The following is a 20996-nucleotide window of genomic DNA, read 5'->3' as shown; positions in this document are numbered from 1 at the left end:
CTTTGCCCCGGCTCCCCTGCGAACGCGTAGCCCCGGAAACGCGCAGGGCCCGGCACTCGGGAGAGGAGTGCGGGCCCTTGCGTCTTCCCCGGCGGCCTGACCAGGCCGACCTGCGCCGATGCTCCCACCGCCCGATGACGTTTCGCTGACGCGACCGCCGGTCGGCAGCATGCGGCCGTCAGCCGTGGAGCACGGTCTCCACTACGACGCCGACGTCACGCGGTACACGTCGTACACGCCCTCGACGCTCCGAACGGCCTTCAGCACGTGGCCGAGGTGCTTCGGGTCGCCCATCTCGAACGAGAACCGCGACACCGCCACCCGGTCCCGCGACGTCGTCACCGACGCCGACAGGATGTTGACCTTCTCGTCGGCCAGCACCTTGGTGACGTCCGACAGCAGCCGGTGCCGGTCCAGCGCCTCCACCTGGATCGCCACCAGGAACACCGACGACGACGACGGCGCCCACTCGACGTCCAGCAACCGCTCCGGCGTCTTCAGCAGCTCGTCCGCGTTCGTGCAGTCCGTCCGGTGCACGGACACCCCGCCACCACGCGTCACGAAGCCCAGGATGTCGTCACCCGGCACGGGCGTGCAGCACCGCGCCAGCTTCACCCACACGTCGGCCGCGTCCTTGACGACGACCCCGGCGTCACCGGTGACCCGCCGCCGCGCCACGGTGGACGGCGTCGAGCGCTCGGCCAGCTCCTCCTCGGCGTGCTCCACGCCACCGAGCTGCGCCACCAACCGCTGCACGACGTGCCGCGCGGAGGTGTGCCCCTCCCCCACGGCCGCGTACAGCGCCGACACGTCGGGGTAGTGCAGCTCCTTCGACAGCGCGCCCATCGAGTCGGCCGAGACCAGCCGCTGCAGGGGCAGCCCGACGCGTCGGACCTCCTTCGCGATGGCGTCCTTGCCGACCTCGATGGCCTCTTCCTTGCGCTCCTTCGCGAACCACTGCTTGATCTTCGCCTTGGCGCGCGGCGAGGCCGCGAACGAGAGCCAGTCGCGCGACGGACCCGCGCCCTCGGCCTTCGAGGTGAAGATCTCGATGACCTCGCCGTTCTCGAGCTTGCGCTCCAAAGCGACGAGCCGACCGTTCACCCGTGCCCCGATGCACCGGTGACCCACCTCGGTGTGCACGGCGTACGCGAAGTCCACCGGCGTCGACCCGGTCGGCAACGTCACCACGTCGCCCTTCGGCGTGAAGACGAAGATCTCCCGGGCAGCCAGGTCGAACCGCAGCGACTCCAGGAACTCGCCCGGGTCGGCGGCCTCCCGCTGCCAGTCCAGCAGCTGCCGCATCCAGGCCATCTCGTCGACCTCGACGCCCTTGCCGCTGTGCGTACCGCGCGTCTCCTTGTACCGCCAGTGCGCCGCGATGCCGTACTCGGCCGTCCGGTGCATGTCGTAGGTGCGGATCTGCACTTCCAGCGGCTTGCCGTCCGGCCCGATGACCGTCGTGTGCAACGACTGGTAGACGCCGAACCGGGGCTGCGCGATGTAGTCCTTGAACCGGCCGGGCATGGGCTGCCACAGCGCGTGCACCACGCCCATGGCCGCGTAGCAGTCGCGGACCTCGTCCACCTGGATGCGCACGCCGACCAGGTCGTGGATGTCGTCGAAGTCGCGGCCGCGCACGATCATCTTCTGGTGGATCGAGTAGTAGTGCTTCGGCCTGCCCTCGACCTTGGCCGTGATCCGGGCGCCCTCCAGCTGCTGCGACAGCTCGGTGATCACGCCACCGAGGTAGGTGTCGCGGGACGGCGCGCGGTTGGCCACCAGGCGCACGATCTCGTCGTACTTCTTCGGCTGGAGGATCGCGAACGCCAGGTCCTCCAGCTCCCACTTCACCGTCGCCATGCCGAGGCGGTGCGCCAGCGGCGCCAGCACCTCCAGCGTCTCGCGCGCCTTGCGGGCCTGCTTCTCCGGCGGCAGGAACCGCATGGTGCGCATGTTGTGCAGCCGGTCGGCGAGCTTGATGACCAGCACCCGGGGGTCCTTGGCCATGGCGATGACCATCTTGCGGATGGTCTCGGCCTCGGCCGCCGCGCCGAGCTTGACCTTGTCCAGCTTGGTCACGCCGTCGACCAGCAGTGCGACCTCGGTGCCGAAGTCGACCCGCAGCTGGTCCAGCGAGTAGTCGGTGTCCTCCACCGTGTCGTGCAGGAGGGCGGCGACCAGGGTCGTCGTGTCCATGCCCAGCTCGGCCAGGATCGTCGCCACGGCCAGCGGGTGGGTGATGTAGGGGTCGCCGGACTTGCGCCGCTGGGGGCGGTGCTTCTCCTCCGCGACGTCGTAGGCGTGCTGGAGCAGCGCCAGGTCGGCCTTGGGGTGCAGGTCGCGGTGGACGGCGGCCAGCGGTTCGAGGACCTGCTTGACCGGCGCGGCGCGCTGGGCGGTGATCCGACGTGCCAGCCGCGCGCGCACGCGCCTCGTCGCGGACGGCGGCCGTGCGGGCACGGGCTGCGACGTCTGGGCGGGTTCGGTGTCCTGGCTCAACCACGCTCCTCGGGTCTAGGAACCGAGGATAACTCCGCAGCGGCGACGACTTCGGCGGCGAGCCGATGAGCGGTGCGGTTCACACGACGAGCAGCACCGGCCGTTCAGCCCGACCAGTCGGCATTCACCTGCGTGAACGTGCCCGCGGCCCGCTCCGGACGGCCTCCGGGGGCGCCACGAATCTCTCTCGGAAATCCGCGACCGCGGTGTGCTCAGACGCTGAGCAGGGCGTTGACCTCGCGGCCGACCAGCCGCTCACGCCCGCCCAACCCCGGGATCTCCAGCACCACCGACACCCCCGTCACCACGCCACCGGCCCGCTCGACCAGCTCGCACGCCGCCGCGGCCGTGCCACCGGTCGCCAGCACGTCATCGACCACGACCACGTGCTGCCCCGGCACGACGGCCTCCGCCGGCAGCTCCAGCGTGGCCGTCCCGTACTCCAGGTCGTACGTCACGCGGTGGGCGACGGCGGGCAGCTTGCCCGGCTTGCGCAGCGGCACGACGCCGTAGTGCCAGCCGTAGCCGAGAGCGGCGCCCAGCAGGAAGCCGCGCGACTCGATCGCGGCCACGACCTGGGTGTCCGGGTGGATCTTGTCCTGCAGGGCGTCGACCACGGCGCGCAGCGCGTCCGGGTCGGCGAGGACCGGCGTGAGGTCCCGGAAGACGACCCCCGGCAGGGGGAAGTCCGGGACCTCACGCAGCAGCCCTAGGGCGCGGTCCAGCTTCAACGGTGCTTCTTGCCGGTCGGGCGCCGCCGCGCGTCGCCTGCCTTGCCGGTCCGCGACGGCACGCTCGCCGCCGCCGACATGGCCTTCTCCTTGCGCAACTCGGCCTGCAGCGACTCGTCGTCGGTCGACTCCACGATGTCGCCACCGCTGACGACCTCGCTGCCGGCCGCCGCCCTGCGGGCCAGGTTGTCCCGACGCGCCTGTACCCGCGCGGCCTGCGCCTTGTAGCGGGCGTCGCGCATCTTCAGGTCCACCGCGACCGGGGTCGCGATGTAGATCGAGGACAGCGCGCCGATCGCGATACCGGTGAGCTGCACCAGCGCCAGGTCCTTCAGCGTGCCGACGCCGAGCAGGCCGACGCCGATGGCGAGCAGGCCGAGCACCGGCAGCAGCGCGATCAGCGAGGTGTTGATCGACCGCATCAGGGTCTGGTTCACGGCCAGGTTCGCGGCCTCGCCGTAGGTGCGGCGGGTGAGGCCGAGCAGGCCGCGGGTGTTCTCCCGGACCTTGTCGAACACCACCACCGTGTCGTACAGCGAGAAGCCGAGGATGGTGAGCAGGCCGATCACCGTCGCGGGCGAGACCTCGAAGCCGACCAGCGAGTAGACACCCGCCGTGATCAGCACGTCGTGGAACACCGCCACGAGGGCGGCGATCGCCATCGACAGCTCGAAGTACAGCGCCAGGAAGATCATCACCGCGACGAAGAACACGAGGAGCGCGATCAGCGCCTGGCTGGTGATCTCACCGCCCCACGAGGCGGAGACGGCGCTGTCGCTGATGGCGTTCGTGCCGCCGTTGGGCTGGAGGTCTTCGTTCAGCGTGTTCTTGAGCTTGAGCACCTGGTCGGCGTTCAGCGCCTCCGACCGGATCTGGATGGTCGCCGAGTCACCCGCGCCCACGGTCTGCGTGGCCGCGGGCTCCTTGCCGAGCGCCTTCTCGTACGAGTCCTTGGCCGCCTCGACGCTGATCGGGCCGGACGCGCTCTGCGCGGGCATCTGCACCCGGGTGCCGCCGGTGAAGTCGATGCCCAGGTTGAAGCCCCGGAACACGATCGACCCGACGCAGATCAGCAGGATCAGGCCGAACAGCAGGTACCAGCGCTTGCGCTTGCCGACGATGTCGAACGCGCCGTTGCCGACGTAGAGCCGCTGGAAAACGTTGCCCTTCTTCTTCTCGGCCACGTCAGACCTCCTTCACAGCGGTGCTCTTCGCACCCGACAGCGCGCGGTCGTCGACCGCGGCTTGGACGGCGCCGCCCAGACCCACCAGCTTCGGGTTGGACAGTCGCTTCGACTTGGAGATCATGCTGACCAGCGGGTGCGTCACCAGGAAGACCACGACCAGGTCGAGCACGGTCGACATGCCGAGGGTGAACGCGAAGCCCTTCACCTGGCCGACCGCGAGCACGTACAGGATGGCCGAGGCGAGGAAGCTGACCGCGTCCGCGGACAGGATCGTGCGGCGCGAGCGGACCCAGGCGCGCGGTACCGCGGACCGGAACGACCGGCCCTCGCGCATCTCGTCCTTGAGCCGTTCGAAGAACACCACGAACGAGTCGGCGGTGATACCGATCGACACGATGAAACCGGCGATGCCCGCGAGGTCGAGGGTGAACCCGATCCAGCGGCCGAGCAGCACCAGCACCGCGTAGACGATCACACCGGACAGGACCAGCGACAGGATCGTCAGCACGCCGAGCAGGCGGTAGTAGAACAGGCAGTACACGAACACCAGCGCCAGGCCGATGCCGCCGGCGATCAGGCCCGCCTTCAGCGACGCCAGGCCGAGGGTCGCGGACACCGTCTCCGCCTCGGAGGCCTCGAACGACAGCGGCAGCGAACCGTACTTGAGCACGTTGGCGAGGTGGGTCGCCTCGCTCTGCGTGAACGTGCCGCTGATCTGCGTCGAACCGCCGAGGATGGGCTCGTTGATGTTCGGCGCGGACACGACCTGGGTGTCCAGCACGACGGCGACCTGCTGCGAGACGTTCGCCGAGGTGAACTTGCCCCACTTGTCACCGCCCTCGCCCTTGAAGGTGAGGTCGACCACGAAGCCCGCGCCCTGCGGGTCGGTACCGGACACCGCGTTGTCGATGTCCTCACCGGTCAGCCGCGAGTACAGGCTGTAGTCGTCTTCCTTCACGCTGCCGTCCGCCGGCGGGGTGACCGGGGCCAGCACGTACTTCTCGGTGAGGTCCTGGTTGCAGGTCAGCAGCGGCAGCGCCGGGTCGTCGTTGCCGATCAGCGGGTCCTTGGTCGGACAGGTGAACGCGCCGAGCGCCTGGGACACCGTCTGGGCGTCCAGGGTGGTCAGCTGCGGGTCCTGCCGGCAGGTGCGGGACTCATCGATGGCCTTGGTCGGGTCCTCCGAGTAGACGCCCTGGAACACCGCGCGGCAGTCGACCTGCGACTCCTGACCCTCGGCGGGCGGCGGCGCGTTCGGGTCCGCGGGCGGCGTCGTGGTCTCGGCGGGCGGCGTGGTGGTCTCCGGCTGCCCCTCGAACGCCGGGGCCGGGCGGCCCTGGGCGGTCGTGGTCGGCGGGACGGAGGCCGCGGTCTCGGTCGGCGCGGCCGAGCCCGTGGTGGTCGGCGCGGCGGAGCCCGACGTGGACGGCGGCGTGCTGCTCTCGGTCGGCGCCGGCGTGTTCGGCACCGGCGAGCCGATGACCTTGCGGAAGTTCAGCTTCGCCGTCTGACCGAGGCGCTTGGCGCCCTCGCTGTCGTCGCCGGGGACGGTGATCACGAGGTTGGTGCCGTCGCGGACCACCTCGGGACCGGCCACGCCCAGACCGTTGACCCGCGTCTCGATGAGCGTGCGGGCCTGGTTGAGCGACTCTTCGGACGGCGTTTTCCCATCAGGAGCCCGGGCGGTCAACGTGACACGGGTGCCACCCTGCAGGTCGATGCCGAGCTTGGGGGTCGCCTTGCCGTTCCCGGTGAAGAACACCAGGGAGTACAGCGCGACCACGATGAGGACAAATGCGCCCAGGTACTTCGCGGGGCGGATTTGCCCGGCCGGAGGTGCCACGGTCCGTCCGTCTCCTGATAGTTGACAAGGTCAGCGAGGCCGCAGCGTACCCCTGATGGTGTGAGCTGCGCGTCACTGCCTGGAGTCGGCACGTTGACAGTTGCCGGCTCCAGGCCGAGGGGTCCGCTGGTTACTTCTGGTTACTTCTTGCTCTCCTGCTGCGCGCGTTCGACGTCGGCGGTCTCGTCCACGACGTCGTCTTCCACGTCGTCCACGACCGCGTCGGTCTCGGTGTCCACCACGACCTTCTCGCGGATGGCCTGGCGCAGCCAAGTGGTGACCACGCCGTCGGCGATCTCGAGCTCGATCGTGTTGTCTTCGTCGTTCACGCCGGCCACCGTCGCGTACAGCCCGGAGGTGGTCATGACCCGGTCACCCGGCTCCAGGGAGTTCAGCAGCGCCTGCTGTTCGGCGACGGCCCGCTTCTGCTTGCGGGCGCTGAGGAACAGCGGCACCGCGAGCAGCACGAGCAGCAGCGGGAACATCAAGGAGGACAGGTCCATCATTCTCCGATCAACCGGACGGGGCAGGCGCGATCAGCGCCCGGTACGTCCGAATTTCTGGGGTGCCGCTGCCGATTGTGCCAGGTGAGTTATCCCGATCACTCGGTGGCGTCGTCGAACAGGGATCGGGTGGCCTCGCCCGGAGCCCGCGGCGGTGGTTGCAGGCCGAGGTGCAACCAGGCCGCGGCGGTGGCGACGCGACCACGGGGCGTGCGCGCCAGCATGCCCGCGCGCACCAGGTAGGGCTCGCAGACCTCCTCGACCGTGGTGGGTTCCTCACCCACCGCGACGGCCAGCGTGGAGACGCCGACCGGTCCACCGCCGAACGACCGGACCAGCGCGCCCAGGACCGCCCGGTCCAGCCGGTCCAGGCCCAGTTCGTCCACGTCGTAGACCTCCAGGGCGTCCCGGGCGACCTCCAGGGTCACCGCGCCGTCCGCGCGCACCTCTGCGTAGTCCCGAACCCGGCGGAGCAGGCGGTTGGCGATGCGGGGCGTGCCGCGGGACCGGCCCGCGATCTCCCGGCCGCCGTCCTCGCGCAGGTCGACGCCGAGGATCTTGGCGGACCGGCGGACGATCAGCTCAAGCTCCTCGGGGCTGTAGAACTCCATGTGCCCGGTGAAGCCGAACCGGTCGCGCAGCGGGCCGGTCAGCGCGCCGGACCGGGTGGTGGCACCGACGAGCGTGAACGGGGCGATGTCGAGCGGGATGCTGGTCGCGCCCGGTCCCTTGCCGACGACCACGTCGACCCGGAAGTCCTCCATCGCCAGGTACAGCATCTCCTCGGCGGGACGGGCCATCCGGTGGATCTCGTCGATGAACAGCACGTCGCCCTCGACCAGGTTCGACAGCATCGCGGCCAGGTCGCCCGCGCGTTCCAGGGCGGGGCCGGAGGTGATGCGCAGCGACGCGCCCAGCTCGGCGGCGATGATCATGGCGAGGCTGGTCTTGCCCAGGCCGGGCGGTCCGGACAGCAGCACGTGGTCGGGCGGCGAGCCGCGTTGCAGCGCGCCTTGGAGGACCAGTTCGAGCTGTTCGCGGACCTTGGGCTGGCCGACGAACTCGTGCAGGTCCTTCGGCCGCAGGGTCGACTCGACGTCCCGCTCGGTCGGGTCGGGCAGCGGGTTGAGGGTGTCGTCGGCGAAGTCGTCCTCGTGGTTCATCGCTTGCGGCCCAGGGTGGCCAGGGAGCGGCGGAGGACCTCGGACGTGCCCAGCGCGCCGTCCGCGGCCAGCACGGCGTCCACGGCCTGCTCGGCCTGCTTGGCCGGGAAGCCGAGCCCGAGCAGCGCTTCGGTGACCTGCGCGCGGACCTGGCCGGTGTCGCCACCGGTGGCGGTCGGCGCGGGCGCGAGGTGGCCGACCTTGTCGCGCAGTTCGATGATCAGGCGTTCGGCGCCCTTTCGGCCGATGCCCGGCACCTGGGTGAGGACGGTGATGTTGCCCTCGGCGAGGGCGGCGCGCAGCTTGTCCGGTTCCAGCACGGCCAACGTGGCCAGCGCCAGCCGCGGCCCGATGCCGGACACGGTCTGCAGGAGGCCGAACAGCTCGCGGGCCTCGGTGTCGGCGAACCCGAACAGCGTCAGCGAGTCCTCGCGCACCACCAGGGCGGTGGCCAACTGCGTCTCCTCGCCGCGGCGCAGCGTGGCCAGCGTGGCGGGGGTGGCCTGCACGGCGTAGCCGACGCCGCCGACCTCGACGACCACGTGGTCGAGCCCGATGGACAGCACCTGCCCGCGCAGTGACGAGATCACTGGCTCCTACCTCCGGTCTTCGTCGGCTTGGCCGGTGCCTTCGCACCCGCCTGCGCCAGTCTCGCGCGGTGCGTCCGGGCGATGTCGGCGGCCCTCGCCTGAGCCTCCTCCAGCCGCGACCGCATCGGCGCGCGCCACAGGTGGCAGATGGCCAGCGCCAGCGCGTCGGCGGCGTCGGCGGGCTTCGGCGCGGTCTTGAGGCCGAGCAGCTTGGTGACCATGGCGGTGACCTGTGCCTTGTCCGCGCGACCCGAGCCGGTCACGGCCGCCTTGACCTCGCTGGGCGTGTGGAAGACGACCGGCAGGCCGCGGCGGGCCGCGGACAGCGCCACCACACCGCCCGCCTGCGCCGTGCCCATCGCGGTGCGGACGTTGTGCTGGCTGAACACCCGCTCGATCGCCACGACCTGCGGCTGGTAGCGGTCCAGCCACTGCTCGACGGCGTCGGAGAGCTGGAGCAGCCGCAACGCCAGGTCGAGGTCCGCGGGCGTGCGCACCACGTCCACCGCGACCGGCCGCACGGTGCGGCCCGCGCCGCCGTCGACCACCCCGAACCCGCACCGGGTCAAGCCGGGGTCGACTCCGAACACGCGCACGCTGGTCCCCTCAACCGCCGACGAACACCAGTTCGAAACCTTAGCCGGTGATCACGGTGAGGACCCTTCATGACACGCGCACGGTGACGAACAGACACCCCCAGATCGACACAGCGTCACCGGGTCATTACAGTGGCTCGGTCGACTGATCGACTCCAGTGGCGGCGTGAGCGAGGTGCCATGACCGTGAGGCGGTTCGGCGTCCTCTGCGTCGCCGTCTGCGCTCTGGTGATCGGCATCGTCAGCCTCGTCGTCTCCGGGGTGTTCGACCGGCCCACGTCGGTCGCGATCGACAAGTTCACCCAGCTGCTCGCCGCGAGCGCGGCGATGGTGTCGTACTGGCGGGCCGCGCGGGGACGGCACGGCGTGGCCCGGCACTGGCGAATGTGGATGGCCGCGGCGATGGCGAGCCTGGTCGTCGGGCTGGCCGTGTGGATCTGGGGCCAGGTGTTCCTCGGGGTGGCGCTGCCTTCCTCCACGCTGGCGCCGATCGGTTTCATGCTCGTGCCCGCGCTCACGCTGTGCGCGATCCTGGTGCTGGCGCACGGCGGTCCCGGCAACCTGCCCGGTCACCGCAGCAGGCTGGTGGTCGCGCTGGACGGGCTGATCGTGGTCGGCTCACTGTTCGTGCTCACGTGGGTGTCGCTGCTGGAGTCGATCGTGCGCGCGTGGGCCACTTCCGGCCCCGGATTCGCGACCGTGGTGGCGCACCCGGCGGCGTACCTGGTGATGCTGGTCGTGCTGCTGGTGTCCTCGTGGACGCACCGCTCGGTGCGGCAGCTGCCGATGCTGTTCATCGCGCTGGCGGGCGTGGCGCAGGCGTCGTCGGCGTGGGCGTTCGCGTACCTGGTGAGCAAGGGCGCCGACACCATCCCGACCGCCGCCGACATCGGGTTCATGGTGTGCCCGGCGTTGTTCTTCCTCAGCTCGGTCGCGCCGAGCAGCGCCGCGCGGGAACGGGTCGGCGCGACCCGGCTGCGCGCGGGCGAGCTGCTGCACCTGCTGGTGCCGTACCTGCCGATGCTGGTCACGGGACTGTTCATCGTGGTCGGCACGGCCACCGGCGTGCGGCTCAACCCGCTGGAGATCTACGTCGGGCTCGGCGTGGTGCTGCTGGTGATCGCCCGGCAGCTGCTGACCCTGATCGACAACGTGAAGCTGCTGGAGCAGCTGCGCGACAGCCGGGAGAGGCTGCGGCACCAGGCTTACCACGACCCGCTGACCGGGGTGCCGAACCGGGCGCTGTTCCGGGAACGGCTGGACGCGGCGCTGGCCGGCACGTCGCCGGTGGTGGTGCTGTTCATCGACGTGGACGGGTTCAAGGACGTCAACGACAACTACGGCCACGCCGAGGGCGACGCGGTGCTGCGGATCGTGGCGTCCCGGTTGCAGGCGTGCGTGCGGACGCAGGACGTGGTGGCACGGCTGGGCGGCGACGAGTTCGGCGTGCTGGTCGACGGCTACCCGCAGCCGCCGGAGGAGATCGGGCAGCGGGTGCTGGGCGCCCTGGACGAGCCGCACCGCACCGCCAACGGCTCGCACGTGATCCGCGCGTCGATCGGGATCTCGCACCGCGACGGGTTCGACCCGTCGCTGACCGCCGACGACCTGATCGGCACGGCGGACGCGGCGATGTACACGGCCAAGCGGCTGGGCAAGGGCATGGTCGTGGTGCACGGCACGGTGGAAGCGGAACTCACGTGAACGGGGTCGGGTGGTGAAGGCCGAAGAGGTCATCGCGGAATTGGGGCTGGTCGAGCTGCCGGTGGAGGGCGGGTGGTTCGGGCAGTCGTGGCGTTCGCCCGAGGTGTCCGCGATCCACTACCTGCTGCGCGAGGGCGAGTTCTCCGGTGTGCACAAGCTCGACCACGTGGAGATCTACGCCCACCACGTCGGCGCGCCGTTGCGGATGCTGCTGCTGCACCCGGACGGCACGGTGACGCAGCCCGTGCTCGGTCCCGATCTCGCCGCGGGACAGCGGCCGCAGGTCGTCGTGCCCGCCGGGGTCTGGCAGGCCAGTGAGCCGGACGGCGAGTGGTCCCTGGTCGGCACGGTGGTGGTGCCGCCCTACACCGATGACATCGTCACCTTCGGTGAGGCCGACACCCTCGCCCCGCTCTACCCCTCGCACGCCGACCTGGTCCGCCGGCTCTGCCGTCGCTGAGCCGGTCAGCCCATGGTCTTCTGGCCGTCGACGCTCTCGCGGAGGATGTCCGCGTGGCCCGAGTGCTGGGAAGTCTCGGCGATCAGGTGCAGCAGCACGCGGCGGACGGTCCACGAGGCGCCCGGTTCGAACCACGGCGCCACGGGCAGCGGGTGTGCGGTGTTCAGGTCGAGGTCGGCGAGCAGCCGCTCGGTCTTCGCGGCGGTCTCCTCGTAGTCGGCGAGCAGCCCTTCCAAGGTCTCGCCCTCGACCATCCGGAAGCCGTCGACCCAGTCCTCCTGCACGCTCTCCATCAACTCCGCGCCGCCGACCGCGAAGCGCATCCAGCCCTCTTCCACGTTGCGGACGTGCTTGATGAGGCCGCCGAGGGAGAGCGCACTGGCGGTGGGCGTCTGCCGCGCCTGCTCGTCGGTGAGCCCCTGCACGGTGTAGCGGAGGAAGCCGCGGTGCTTGGCCAGCGTGGACAGCAGGTCGGTCAGCTCGGTCGAGGCGGTCGCGGTGGCGCTCATGGTGGGTTCTGCCTTCCGTTTCGGTGTTGCCACCACGCTAGGCCCCATCGCGGACAGGTCCGGTCCTCGATTCCGATCCACGGTGAAATCCGTCCCGCCGACCTACGCTCGGCGGCGTGGACCTCCCCGTGATGCCACCCGTGCGGCCGATGCTCGCCAAGGCCGTGCACTCGGTGCCGCGCGAGCCAGGGCTCGTCTACGAGCCGAAGTGGGACGGGTTCCGGTGCGTCGTGTTCCGCGACGGCGCCGAACTGGAGCTCGGCTCCCGCAACGACCGGCCGTTGACCAGGTACTTCCCCGAGGTGGTCGAGGTGCTGCGGTCCGGGCTGCCGCCGCGGTGCGTGGTGGACGGCGAGATCGTCATCGTCACGCCCGAGGGGTTGAGCTTCGGCCTGCTGCAGCTGCGGCTGCACCCGGCCGCGTCGCGGGTGCGCAAGCTCGCCGCGGACACCCCGGCCGGCTTCGTCGCGTTCGACCTGCTCGCGCTGGACGACCGGGACCTGACCCCGACGCCGTTCGGCGAACGCCGCCGGCTGCTGGAACAGGTGCTGACCGACGTGCCGGGGCTGTACCTGACGCCCGCGACGGACGACCCGGACCAGGCCGAGGACTGGTTCACCCGGTTCGAGGGCGCCGGGTTCGACGGCGTGGTGGCCAAGCGCACGGACCTGCCGTACGAGCAGGACAAGCGGGTGATGTGGAAGGTCAAGCACGAGCGCACGGCGGACTGCGTGGTGGCCGGGTACCGGCCGCACAAGGACGGCGAGGGCGTCGGGTCGCTGCTGCTCGGGCTGTTCGACGACGCGGGCGCGCTGCACCACGTGGGCGTGGCGAGCAGCTTCACCGCCGCGCGTCGCCGCGAGCTGCTGGCGGAGCTGGCGCCGTTCCGGGAGGACGCGCTGGTGGACCACCCGTGGGCGGAGTGGGCCGCGATCGACGCGGCCACGCCGGGCGCGCAGAGCCGGTGGGCGCCGACCAAGACGCTGACCTGGGAGCCGGTGCGGCCGGAGCTGGTCGCCGAGGTGCGTTACGAGCACGTGCAGTCACGGCGGTTCCGGCACACGAGCAGGCTGGTCCGGTTCCGGCCGGACCGCACGCCCGAGTCGTGCACGTACGCCCAGCTCGAAGAGGTCGCCCCGGCGGAGCTGATGGACATCTTCGGGCTGTCCGGGCGCGGCTGAGGACGTGGTCGGCCGGGGCGTCACGCGGCGGCCGGCAGCGCGTCGGCGTCGGTCAGCCGGGTCGGTTCCGGTCGCGCCGCCGAGCGTCAGTCGGCCGCCTTGGCGGCCTGCCGGCAGGCGTCCACGAGCTGTGGCCACCGGCCCGCCCGGTCCCGGTTGATCGACAGCGGCGACGGGTGGGGCGCGTTGAACACCTTCAGCTTGTGGCCGCGGCCGGACAGCGTCCAGCCGGTGCCCGCGGGCCTGCCCAGCACCACGACCGCCTTGAGCGCGGTCAGCATCCGCAGCAGCTCCACCAGGTACGGCACGGCCGCCCGCAGGTCCGCGGGCGTCGGCTCGCGACTGGACAGGTACCAGGGCACCACGTTCCAGCTCAGGCTCACCCGGCGTGACAGGCCCGCCTCCGCCATCGCGGCGAACACGTTGGCGGCGGTCGGGTCGTCGTTGTCGGGCGAGTTGAGGCCCGAGCCCGCCGAGGCGGGCCCGGGCGACTCCAGCAGCAGCAGGACCTTCGAGTTCACGCCGCCGCTCGCCGGGTCGAACATCGGCACGCCGACCTTGCGCTCGGTGGCGATGCGCTCCGCGAACTCCGTCAGCTTCGCCAAATGGGGTGCCTTGAGCAGGGCCTTCTTCCGTGCGACGACCACGGGGTTGCGGTGTGCCCTCGGGGTGGAGGGGAAGACGTCCATGGTTGGCTAGCGTTCCTGTCTTGATCAGGCACTACCATCCGCCGTCCGGGCGGCACCCCGGTGATCATGCCCTAGCCCACGTGGCTGCGGGGCTTCTCCTCCAGGACGCCGTCGACGTAGGTGTCGACCTTCTCGTTGTAGAACGCGACCAGACCCGCGACCTGCCTGCTCTCCGGCAGCGGCGTGCGGTAGCCCCAGACGACGTTCTCGTGGGTCTCGTCGCCGACCACCACCGACCAGTACTCGGCGGTGCCCTTGTACGGGCAGCTCGTGCGCAGGTCGGTCGGCCGCAGCAGGTCCTGCCGGACGTCGGTCAGCGGCAGGTAGTAGCGGGCGGGCAGGCCGGTCTCGAACAGGATCACCGGGCGGTGCGAGTTCGCCACCTCGACGCCGCCGACCTCCACCCGGATGTGCCTGCTGCTCGGCAGCGCGTCGACCCTCGTGTACGGGTCGCGCGGGTGCACGTAGACCGGCTCGTCCTCCTCGAACCACTCGTCCATGGCGTCCCAGTCCAGCCGGACCAGGTCGCGCAACGCCTCCAGCGGCGAGTCCGGGTACCGCAGCCCCCCGCCCGCCGCCGTGGCCGTGCCGGTCTTGACGTCGAACACCTGCCCGTTGCCCCGGCTGGGCGACCGCTTCACCTCACCGGTGGGCACCAGGGTCGCCCGCACGTCCTCCGCCGGGAAGTAGTACGTGGGGTAGTACGGCTTCTCCCACACCAACGCCGGTCGCGTGGTGTCCACGACCAGCTCACCCGCCAAGTAGGCCCGGACCCGCTTGGTCCCGGTCTCCACCCGCACGCGTCCGCGTTCCGCAGCACTCATGATTCCGAAACTACGCCCGAGTGAGGTCGCCGGGCAGCCGCCGCCCTTCTCCGGTGTTGCCCAACCGGCCGCTGGTGCCGGGAACTACGGCGACACCGCACCGAGCCGGGACGTCTGCTCGGCACGGGCCGTGGCGATGGACGCCGCCAGGTCGCGGGTTTCCTGGTCCGCGCCGCTGTCCTGCTCGCCCCGGGCCAGCAACGCGCCCTGCGCCAGGTGCTCGCGCAGCTTCGCGGGCAGGCCGGAGGGATCCAGGCGCAGGCCCGCCAGGTCGACCTCCGACACCAGGCCCGGCATCTGGTGGCCCGCGTGCACGTTCTCGTCGGGCAGGCCGGCCCGGTCGCGCAACCGCTTGAGCCGCACCAACTCCTGCTCGTGCGACACCTTCAGCTCCGCCGCGAACGGTGCCAGGGCGGGTGGTGCCAGGGACAGGGCGGGCAGCAGCTGTTCGTTCATCGGGATCATCAGCTGGATCCACGCCGTGTCCGTGCCGTTGAACGGCGACGGCGACGCGGACGACGTCGGTGGCGGGGACGGTGGGGTCGAACAGGCCGCCAGCACCACCAGGGCGGCCGCGGCCGGGAAGCGGAGTTTTCGGGACACCTTTGTCCTCCTGCCGACACGCGGCTGGGAGAGCGCTCTCCCACATGAGCTTGCCCGCCGGGCCCGGCGAGTGTCAAGACCGCACTCATTGACAGATCCGAAGTCCGTTCGTAACACTTCGAGCCGGGTTGAGAGAGCGCTCTCCCGCACCTCGACCCGACAATCCGGCAGGAGACGCCATGTACCGCCTCCGATCCGCCAGCACGGTGTTGGCGCTGCTCTTGGGACTCGCAGTGGTCCCGGGCACCGCGAGCGCCGCACCCGTGCTGCTCTCCCAGGGCAAGCCCGCCACCGCGTCCTCGACCGAAGGACCCGGCATGCCCGCGTCCGCCGCCGTCGACGGCAACCCGGGCACCCGCTGGGCCAGCGCGTGGAGCGACCCGCAGTGGCTGCGGGTCGACCTGGGCGCCACCTCGACCCTCAGCCGCGTCGAGCTGGACTGGGAAGCCGCCTACGCCAGGGCGTTCCAGGTCCAGGTCTCCGCGGACGGCAACGCCTGGACCACCGTCCACACCACGACCGCCGGCACGGGCGGCAGGCAGGGCTTCGACGTCACCGGCTCCGGCCGGTACGTCCGGGTGTACGGCACCCAGCGCGCCAACGGCTACGGCTACTCCCTGTGGGAGTTCCGCGTCTACGGCACCCAGGGCACCACTCCCCCGCCCGGCACGGGCGTGCACGTCACCGGTTCCCAGGGCAACTGGCAGCTCACGGTCGACGGTCAGCCGTGGACGGTCAAGGGCCTGACCTGGGGACCGCCCGCCGCCGACGCGGCCCGGTACATGCCGGAGCTGAAGTCCATGGGCGTCAACACGTTGCGCACCTGGGGCACCGACGGCACCACCAAGCCCCTGCTGGACGCGGCGGCGGCCAACGGCATCAAGGTGATGACCGGCTTCTGGCTGCAGCCCGGCGGCGGACCCGGTTCCGGCGGCTGCGTCAACTACGTCACCGACGCCACCTACAAGAACGACATGCTGAACACGATCCGGCAGTGGGTGACCGCCTATAAGGACCACCCCGGCGTGCTCATGTGGAACGTCGGCAACGAGTCCATCCTGGGCCTGCAGAACTGCTACTCCGGCACGGAGCTGGAGAACCAGCGCGTCGCGTACGCCAAGTACGTCAACGAGGCCGCGCGCGCCATCCACGCCATCGACACCAACCACCCCGTCACGAACACCGACGCGTGGACCGGTGCCTGGGTCTACCTCAAGGCGCACGCGCCCGACCTCGACGTCTACTCGGTGAACTCCTACGGCAACGTGTGCCAGGTCCGGCAGGACTGGATCAACGGCGGCTACACCAAGCCGTACCTGCTCACCGAAGCCGGTCCGGCCGGCGAGTGGGAGGTGCCCAACGACGTCAACGGGGTGCCGAGCGAGCCGACCGACGTGCAGAAGCGGGACGGCTACACGCGGGCGTGGGAGTGCATCACCGGGCACACCGGGGTGTCGTTCGGCGGCACGTTGTTCCACTACGGCACGGAGTACGACTTCGGCGCGGTGTGGTTCAACCTGACCCCGGCGGGCAAGAAGCGGCTGTCGTTCTACTCGGTGCAGCGGGCGTTCGGCGGCGCGACGCCGGCCAACACCCCGCCGGTGATCACCGCGATGAACCTGCCCACCAGCGTCCCGGCGGGCGCCCGGCTGGACGTCGACGTGGCCGTGAGCGACCCGAACGGCGACCCGATCACCTGGTCGGCGGCGTTCAACAGCAAGTACATCGACAACAGCGGCGGCCTGGCGGGCGCGCCCGTGCAGGTGAACGGCAACCGGCTGACCGTCACCGCACCCGACCGGCTCGGGGTGTGGAAGGTGTACGTGATGGCCGAGGACGGCCGGGGCAACATCGGCATCGAGACGAAGTCGGTGCGGGTGGTCGCGCCGCAGCCGGCGGGCACCAACGTGGCGTTGAACAAGCCCGTCACGGCGTCGTCCTACCAGCAGGTGGGTGACGGCGCGCCGTTCCCGCCGTCGAACGCCGTTGACGGCAACGCGGGCTCCCGCTGGGCCACCGACTGGGCCGACCCGCAGTGGCTGCGGGTGGACCTGGGCGCGGTGACCACGTTCCAGCACGTGCAGCTGGTGTGGGAGGGCGCGTACGGCCGGGCGTACGAGATCCAGGTGTCCGACGACGGCACGACCTGGCGCCCGGTGCACGGCACCACGACCGGCAACGGTGGCGTGGACTCGATCGACGTCACGGCCACCGGCCGGTACGTGCGGCTGCACGCCACGCAGCGCGGCACCGGCTGGGGTTACTCGCTCTACGAGTTCGGCGTCTACCGGCGCTGACGGGGAACACCGAAGGGCCGGGGGGACGAACTCCTCCCGGCCCTTCGGCCGTCGCGCCACCGAGCGCGGCCACTCCGGCGACGACGCGCGGTCGAGGGGCGTGCCGCGGAACACCCGTGGCACGCCCCTCGTTCGTTCCGTCAGCTGCCGCGAACGCGCTGGATGGTGTCGCGGTACCACAGCGCGCTGCTCTTCGGCGTGCGGACCTGCGTGTCGTAGTCCACGTGCACGAGGCCGAACCGCTTGTCGTAGCCGTAGGACCACTCGAAGTTGTCCATCAGGGACCACGCGAAGTACCCGCGCACGTCCGCGCCCGCCGTGCGGGCCTTGGCCACGGCCGCGATGTGCGACTCCAGGTACGCGGTGCGGTCGTCGTCCTGGACGAACCCGCTCTCGTCGGCCTTGTCGTCGAACGCGGCGCCGTTCTCCGTGATGACCATCGGCACGCCGGGGTACTCCTCACCGATCTGCACGAGCAGGTTGGTGAAGCCCTCGGGCACGATCTCCCAGTCCATCGCGGTCACCGGACGGCCGTAGCGGACCTCCCGGCACACCGGCACGCCCTCGGCGTCCTCCGTGTTGCCCGCCTCGTCCACGCCGGAGAACTTCGAGCTGGAGTAGTAGTTCACGCCCAGCACGTCGATCGGCTGCTTGATGATCTCCAGGTCGCCCGGCTCCTCGGGGATCTTCACCCCGCGCGCGGCCAGGTCGTCCACCACGTCGGCCGGGTAGTGGCCGCGCACCAGCGGGTCGAGGTAGATCCGCCGGGACAGCCCGTCCGCGCGGCGGGCCGCGTCGTGGTCGGCCTCGCTGTCGGTGGCCGGCCTGGCGTGGCTCATGTTGAGCGTGATGCCGAACTCCATCGGCTCGGTGGCCGCCTCGCGCATCCGCTGCGTGGCCAGGCCGTGGCCGAGCAGCAGGTGGTGCACGGCGTGGATGGCCGCCTCGAAGTCCTGCCTACCGGGCGCCTGGCGGCCCTCGTAGTAGCCGAGCATCGCCGAGCACCACGGCTCGTTGAGCGTGGTCCAGTGGCGCACCCGGTCCGACAGCGCGTCGAACACGAGCATCGAGTAGTCGGCGAACCGGTAGGCGGTGTCGCGCACCGGCCAGCCGCCCGCGTCCTCCAGCTCCTGCGGCAGGTCCCAGTGGTAGAGCGTGACCCACGGGGTGATGCCCTTGCCGAGCAGCTCGTCCACCAGCCGGTCGTAGAACGCCAGGCCGGGTGCGTTCGCCGGGCCCCGGCCGCCCGGCTGCACGCGCGGCCAGGCGACGGAGAACCGGTAGGTGTCCACGCCGAGGGAGCCGATCAGCGCGACGTCCTCGGGCATGCGGTGGTAGTGGTCGCACGCGACGTCGCCGTTGTCGTCGTTGTGCACCATGCCGGGCGTCCGGCAATAGGTGTCCCAGATGGACGGTCCGCGACCGTCCTCGTCGTGCGCCCCCTCGATCTGGTACGCGGAGGTCGCCACGCCCCAGCGGAACGAGGCGGGCAGGGTGTCGATCGCGGGGTCGAGCCCGACGGTCGGCGCCGTGGTGTCCATGGATCTCCCTCGGAGGTCGGAACCCGTTGTCGTGAACGGGGTCAGAACCCGTCGTCGTGAACGGGGTGCAGCCAGCAGGCCACGGTGCGGTCGGCGGGACTCCGTTGATCCACCGCGACGTGCGCGGTGGTCGACTTGTCCGGGGGAACGCCGAGCACCGGGACCTCCACACCGCAGCGCTCCATTGCGTGCGGACAACGTGGGTGGAACGCGCAGCCGGACGGCATGCCGCGCAGGTCCGGCGGTGAGCCGGGGATGCCGGTCAGCTCGCGCTTCGGTCCGCGCAGCGCGGGGAACGAGTTGAGCAGGCCGTGGCTGTAGGGGTGCAGCGGGTCGCGGTAGAGGTCGGCCGAGGCCGCCTCCTCCACGATCCGGCCGCCGTACATGATCGCGATCCGGTCGGAGAACTCGACCAGCAGGGACAGGTCGTGGGTGATGAACACGACCGAGAACCCGAGCCGTTCCCGCAGTTCGACGAGCTGGCGCAGGATCTGCCGCTGCACCACCACGTCCAGCGCGGTGGTCGGCTCGTCCATGATGACGACCTTCGGCTCCAGCGCCAGCGCCATGCCGATCATCACGCGCTGCCGCATGCCGCCGGACAGCTGGTGCGGGTAGCTCTCCAGCCGGTCGGCGGAGATGCCGACCAGGTGCAGCAGCTCGCGGGCGCGGGCCAGGCGCGCCGCGCTCGTGCCGCGCGGGTCGTGCGCCTTGATCACGTCGGTGAGCTGGGTGGAGATCCGGTGCACCGGGTTGAGCGAGTTCATCGCGCCCTGGAACACGATCGCGGTCTCCGCCCAGCGGAACCTGCGCAGCGCGGCGTGGTCCATCCGGAGCACGTCGACCGGGTCGCCGCCGTCCGGGTGGTAGAGCACCTCGCCGCCGGTGATCACGCCCGGCGGCGGGAGGAGCCTGGTCAGGCCGTAGGCCAGGGTCGACTTGCCGCTGCCGCTCTCGCCCGCCAGGCCGAGGACCTCGCCCCGGTGCAGGGTGAGGTCGACGTCGCGGATGGCGTGCACCGCGTCCTCGCCCAGGCCGTAGTCCACGTTCAGGCCGCGGATCTCCAGCACCGCGTCGGTCACGGCGTCTCCCTTCCCTCGGGGCCGGCCTTCGTCGCGAGCACCGGCGTGAAGCCGACGCGCATCCGCACCGTGTGGCCGTCGGCGGTCTTGACGTTGGTCTTGCCGCCGCCGCGCAGCCGCGGGCTGACGAACTCGTCGATGCCGAAGTTCACCAGCGACAGCGCGGTGCCCAGGAGCGCGATGGCCAGGCCGGCGGGCACGAACCACCACCACGCGCCCTGCGCGAGGGCTTGCTGGCTCTGGGCCCAGTACAGGACCGTGCCCCAGTTCCAGTCGCCGCCCGCGCCGATGCCGATGAACGCCAGCGTGATCTCCAGGGTGACCGCGAAGATGACCGTGCCGACGAAGCCGGAGGCGATGACCGCGGTGAGGTTGGGCAGGATCTCGAACAGGATGATCCGCCACGTCTTCTCGCCGGTGGCGCGCGCGGCCTCGACGTAGTCGCGTCCGCGCAACGACAGCGTTTGCGCCCGCAGCACGCGCGCGCCCCAGGCCCACGACGTCAAGCCGATGACCAGCGCGATGGTGAGCGTGCTCGTCTCCGGCAGCGTCGAGGTGATGATGATCATCAGCGGCAGCGCGGGGAGCACCAGGAACACGTTGGACAACGCGGAGAGCAGCTCGCTGCCCGCGCCGCCGAGGTAGCCGGACGTGACGCCGACCAGGACCGACAGGATCGTCGCCACGATGCCCGCGATGAACCCGACGACGATGACGCTGCGGGTGCCGACCACGACCTGGCTGAAGATGTCCTGGCCCAGGTGGGTCGTGCCGAACCAGTGCGCGGCCGAGGGCCCTTGGAGCAGGTCGTTGCTGCGCCCCGAGGGGTCGTAGGGCGCGATCCACGGCCCGATGATCGCGACCAGGGCGAAGAAGCCCAGGATGACCAGGCCGGTGGTGGCCTTGGGGTTGGCCACGAACCGCAGCCTGCGGCGCTTCACCGGCGCCGCGACCGGGGTGGCCGTTCCGGTGGTGGGAACCACGGTCATGG

19 protein-coding genes are annotated in these 20996 nt (G+C 71.0%); 4 read left to right on the top strand and 15 right to left on the bottom strand.

Features of this window, described 5'->3' with window-relative positions; translation table 11 throughout:
- Nucleotides 1-201: 201 nt before the first annotated feature.
- The 8 genes from B0I31_RS24240 to ruvC all read right to left on the bottom strand — a co-directional run bounded on the left by B0I31_RS24240 (nucleotide 202) and on the right by ruvC (nucleotide 9115).
- A complete protein-coding gene (locus B0I31_RS24240) occupies nucleotides 202-2502 on the bottom strand; it encodes a RelA/SpoT family protein (protein ID WP_106617678.1) in 2301 nt (766 codons plus the stop codon).
- 212 nt (nucleotides 2503-2714) lie between these two features.
- Entirely contained in the window at nucleotides 2715-3233 is a 519-nt protein-coding gene (locus B0I31_RS24235) for an adenine phosphoribosyltransferase (RefSeq protein ID WP_181320314.1), read from the bottom strand.
- Complete coding sequence (secF, locus tag B0I31_RS24230; RefSeq protein ID WP_106617677.1) at nucleotides 3230-4417, bottom strand: protein translocase subunit SecF; 1188 nt, start codon at nucleotides 4415-4417, stop codon at nucleotides 3230-3232. Before secF ends, B0I31_RS24235 begins: the two co-directional genes overlap by 4 nt.
- Nucleotide 4418: 1 nt before the next feature.
- Nucleotides 4419-6263 carry a protein translocase subunit SecD gene (secD, locus tag B0I31_RS24225; protein WP_106617676.1) on the bottom strand — a complete coding sequence of 615 codons (1845 nt, stop codon included), beginning with the start codon at nucleotides 6261-6263 and terminating at the stop codon, nucleotides 4419-4421.
- A 140-nt stretch (nucleotides 6264-6403) separates the two neighbouring features.
- The gene (yajC, locus tag B0I31_RS24220) at nucleotides 6404-6766 is read right to left on the bottom strand and encodes a preprotein translocase subunit YajC (protein WP_106617914.1); all 363 of its coding nucleotides are present in this window, start codon (nucleotides 6764-6766) and stop codon (nucleotides 6404-6406) included.
- A 98-nt stretch (nucleotides 6767-6864) separates the two neighbouring features.
- Nucleotides 6865-7929, bottom strand: coding sequence for a Holliday junction branch migration DNA helicase RuvB (gene ruvB, locus B0I31_RS24215; protein ID WP_106617675.1), 1065 nt, complete (start codon nucleotides 7927-7929; stop codon nucleotides 6865-6867).
- On the bottom strand, nucleotides 7926-8519 hold the full coding sequence (gene ruvA / locus B0I31_RS24210; protein WP_106617674.1) for a Holliday junction branch migration protein RuvA: 594 nt from the start codon (nucleotides 8517-8519) through the stop codon (nucleotides 7926-7928). Before ruvA ends, ruvB begins: the two co-directional genes overlap by 4 nt.
- Complete coding sequence (gene ruvC / locus B0I31_RS24205) at nucleotides 8516-9115, bottom strand: crossover junction endodeoxyribonuclease RuvC (RefSeq protein ID WP_106617673.1); 600 nt, start codon at nucleotides 9113-9115, stop codon at nucleotides 8516-8518. The genes ruvA and ruvC overlap by 4 nt, the downstream gene beginning before the upstream one ends.
- Before the next feature lie 180 nt (nucleotides 9116-9295).
- Here ruvC and B0I31_RS24200 point away from each other — a divergent pair, with 180 nt between their 5' ends.
- Nucleotides 9296-10819 carry a GGDEF domain-containing protein gene (locus B0I31_RS24200; protein WP_106617672.1) on the top strand — a complete coding sequence of 508 codons (1524 nt, stop codon included), beginning with the start codon at nucleotides 9296-9298 and terminating at the stop codon, nucleotides 10817-10819.
- Between the two features lie 10 nt (nucleotides 10820-10829).
- Nucleotides 10830-11279 (top strand): cupin domain-containing protein, encoded by a 450-nt coding sequence (locus B0I31_RS24195; RefSeq protein WP_106617671.1) that lies wholly within the window; start codon nucleotides 10830-10832, stop codon nucleotides 11277-11279.
- Between the two features lie 5 nt (nucleotides 11280-11284).
- On the opposite strand, the gene B0I31_RS24190 is transcribed toward B0I31_RS24195, so the two are convergent.
- Entirely contained in the window at nucleotides 11285-11788 is a 504-nt protein-coding gene (locus B0I31_RS24190) for a DinB family protein (RefSeq protein WP_106617670.1), read from the bottom strand.
- A gap of 116 nt (nucleotides 11789-11904) precedes the next feature.
- Between B0I31_RS24190 and B0I31_RS24185 the strand changes: the two genes are divergently transcribed.
- On the top strand, nucleotides 11905-12969 hold the full coding sequence (locus tag B0I31_RS24185) for an ATP-dependent DNA ligase (RefSeq protein WP_181320310.1): 1065 nt from the start codon (nucleotides 11905-11907) through the stop codon (nucleotides 12967-12969).
- Nucleotides 12970-13055: 86 nt separating this feature from the next.
- Here the strand turns inward: B0I31_RS24185 and B0I31_RS24180 are convergent, their stop codons facing one another.
- The 3 genes from B0I31_RS24180 to B0I31_RS24170 all read right to left on the bottom strand — a co-directional run bounded on the left by B0I31_RS24180 (nucleotide 13056) and on the right by B0I31_RS24170 (nucleotide 15085).
- Nucleotides 13056-13658, bottom strand: coding sequence for a uracil-DNA glycosylase (locus B0I31_RS24180; RefSeq protein WP_106617669.1), 603 nt, complete (start codon nucleotides 13656-13658; stop codon nucleotides 13056-13058).
- A 71-nt stretch (nucleotides 13659-13729) separates the two neighbouring features.
- The gene (locus B0I31_RS24175) at nucleotides 13730-14482 is read right to left on the bottom strand and encodes a DUF427 domain-containing protein (protein ID WP_106617668.1); all 753 of its coding nucleotides are present in this window, start codon (nucleotides 14480-14482) and stop codon (nucleotides 13730-13732) included.
- Nucleotides 14483-14566: 84 nt separating this feature from the next.
- Complete coding sequence (locus B0I31_RS24170) at nucleotides 14567-15085, bottom strand: DUF305 domain-containing protein (protein ID WP_245950334.1); 519 nt, start codon at nucleotides 15083-15085, stop codon at nucleotides 14567-14569.
- Between the two features lie 179 nt (nucleotides 15086-15264).
- On the opposite strand from B0I31_RS24170, the gene B0I31_RS24165 reads away from it, so the two are divergent.
- On the top strand, nucleotides 15265-17382 hold the full coding sequence (locus B0I31_RS24165) for a discoidin domain-containing protein (protein ID WP_106617667.1): 2118 nt from the start codon (nucleotides 15265-15267) through the stop codon (nucleotides 17380-17382).
- A gap of 140 nt (nucleotides 17383-17522) precedes the next feature.
- Here B0I31_RS24165 and B0I31_RS24160 read toward each other — a convergent pair whose 3' ends face one another.
- From B0I31_RS24160 to B0I31_RS24150, 3 genes are read right to left on the bottom strand one after another with little or no spacing between them, the layout of a single operon-like run.
- Nucleotides 17523-18923: a GH1 family beta-glucosidase gene (locus B0I31_RS24160; RefSeq protein WP_106617666.1), complete on the bottom strand. Its 1401-nt coding sequence runs from the start codon at nucleotides 18921-18923 to the stop codon at nucleotides 17523-17525.
- A 41-nt stretch (nucleotides 18924-18964) separates the two neighbouring features.
- The gene (locus B0I31_RS24155) at nucleotides 18965-20005 is read right to left on the bottom strand and encodes an ABC transporter ATP-binding protein (RefSeq protein WP_106617665.1); all 1041 of its coding nucleotides are present in this window, start codon (nucleotides 20003-20005) and stop codon (nucleotides 18965-18967) included.
- Nucleotides 20002-20994: an ABC transporter permease gene (locus tag B0I31_RS24150; RefSeq protein ID WP_106617664.1), complete on the bottom strand. Its 993-nt coding sequence runs from the start codon at nucleotides 20992-20994 to the stop codon at nucleotides 20002-20004. The genes B0I31_RS24155 and B0I31_RS24150 overlap by 4 nt, the downstream gene beginning before the upstream one ends.
- Nucleotides 20995-20996 lie beyond the last annotated feature (2 nt).

The organism is Saccharothrix carnea (assembly GCF_003014735.1).
Lineage (GTDB): Bacteria > Actinomycetota > Actinomycetes > Mycobacteriales > Pseudonocardiaceae > Actinosynnema > Actinosynnema carneum.
This window is presented reverse-complemented; position numbering and strand designations above follow the sequence as displayed.

Bases quoted from the DNA above. Each gene is read 5' to 3' on its own strand.
- B0I31_RS24190 (WP_106617670.1), bottom strand. From the start codon at position 11,788: ATGAGCGCCACCGCGACCGCCTCGACCGAGCTGACCGACCTGCTGTCC.
- B0I31_RS24165 (WP_106617667.1), top strand. From the start codon at position 15,265: ATGTACCGCCTCCGATCCGCCAGCACGGTGTTGGCGCTGCTCTTGGGA.
- yajC (WP_106617914.1), bottom strand. From the start codon at position 6,766: ATGGACCTGTCCTCCTTGATGTTCCCGCTGCTGCTCGTGCTGCTCGCG.
- B0I31_RS24175 (WP_106617668.1), bottom strand. From the start codon at position 14,482: ATGAGTGCTGCGGAACGCGGACGCGTGCGGGTGGAGACCGGGACCAAG.
- B0I31_RS24160 (WP_106617666.1), bottom strand. From the start codon at position 18,923: ATGGACACCACGGCGCCGACCGTCGGGCTCGACCCCGCGATCGACACC.
- B0I31_RS24150 (WP_106617664.1), bottom strand. From the start codon at position 20,994: ATGACCGTGGTTCCCACCACCGGAACGGCCACCCCGGTCGCGGCGCCG.
- B0I31_RS24180 (WP_106617669.1), bottom strand. From the start codon at position 13,658: ATGGACGTCTTCCCCTCCACCCCGAGGGCACACCGCAACCCCGTGGTC.
- ruvB (WP_106617675.1), bottom strand. From the start codon at position 7,929: ATGAACCACGAGGACGACTTCGCCGACGACACCCTCAACCCGCTGCCC.
- B0I31_RS24200 (WP_106617672.1), top strand. From the start codon at position 9,296: ATGACCGTGAGGCGGTTCGGCGTCCTCTGCGTCGCCGTCTGCGCTCTG.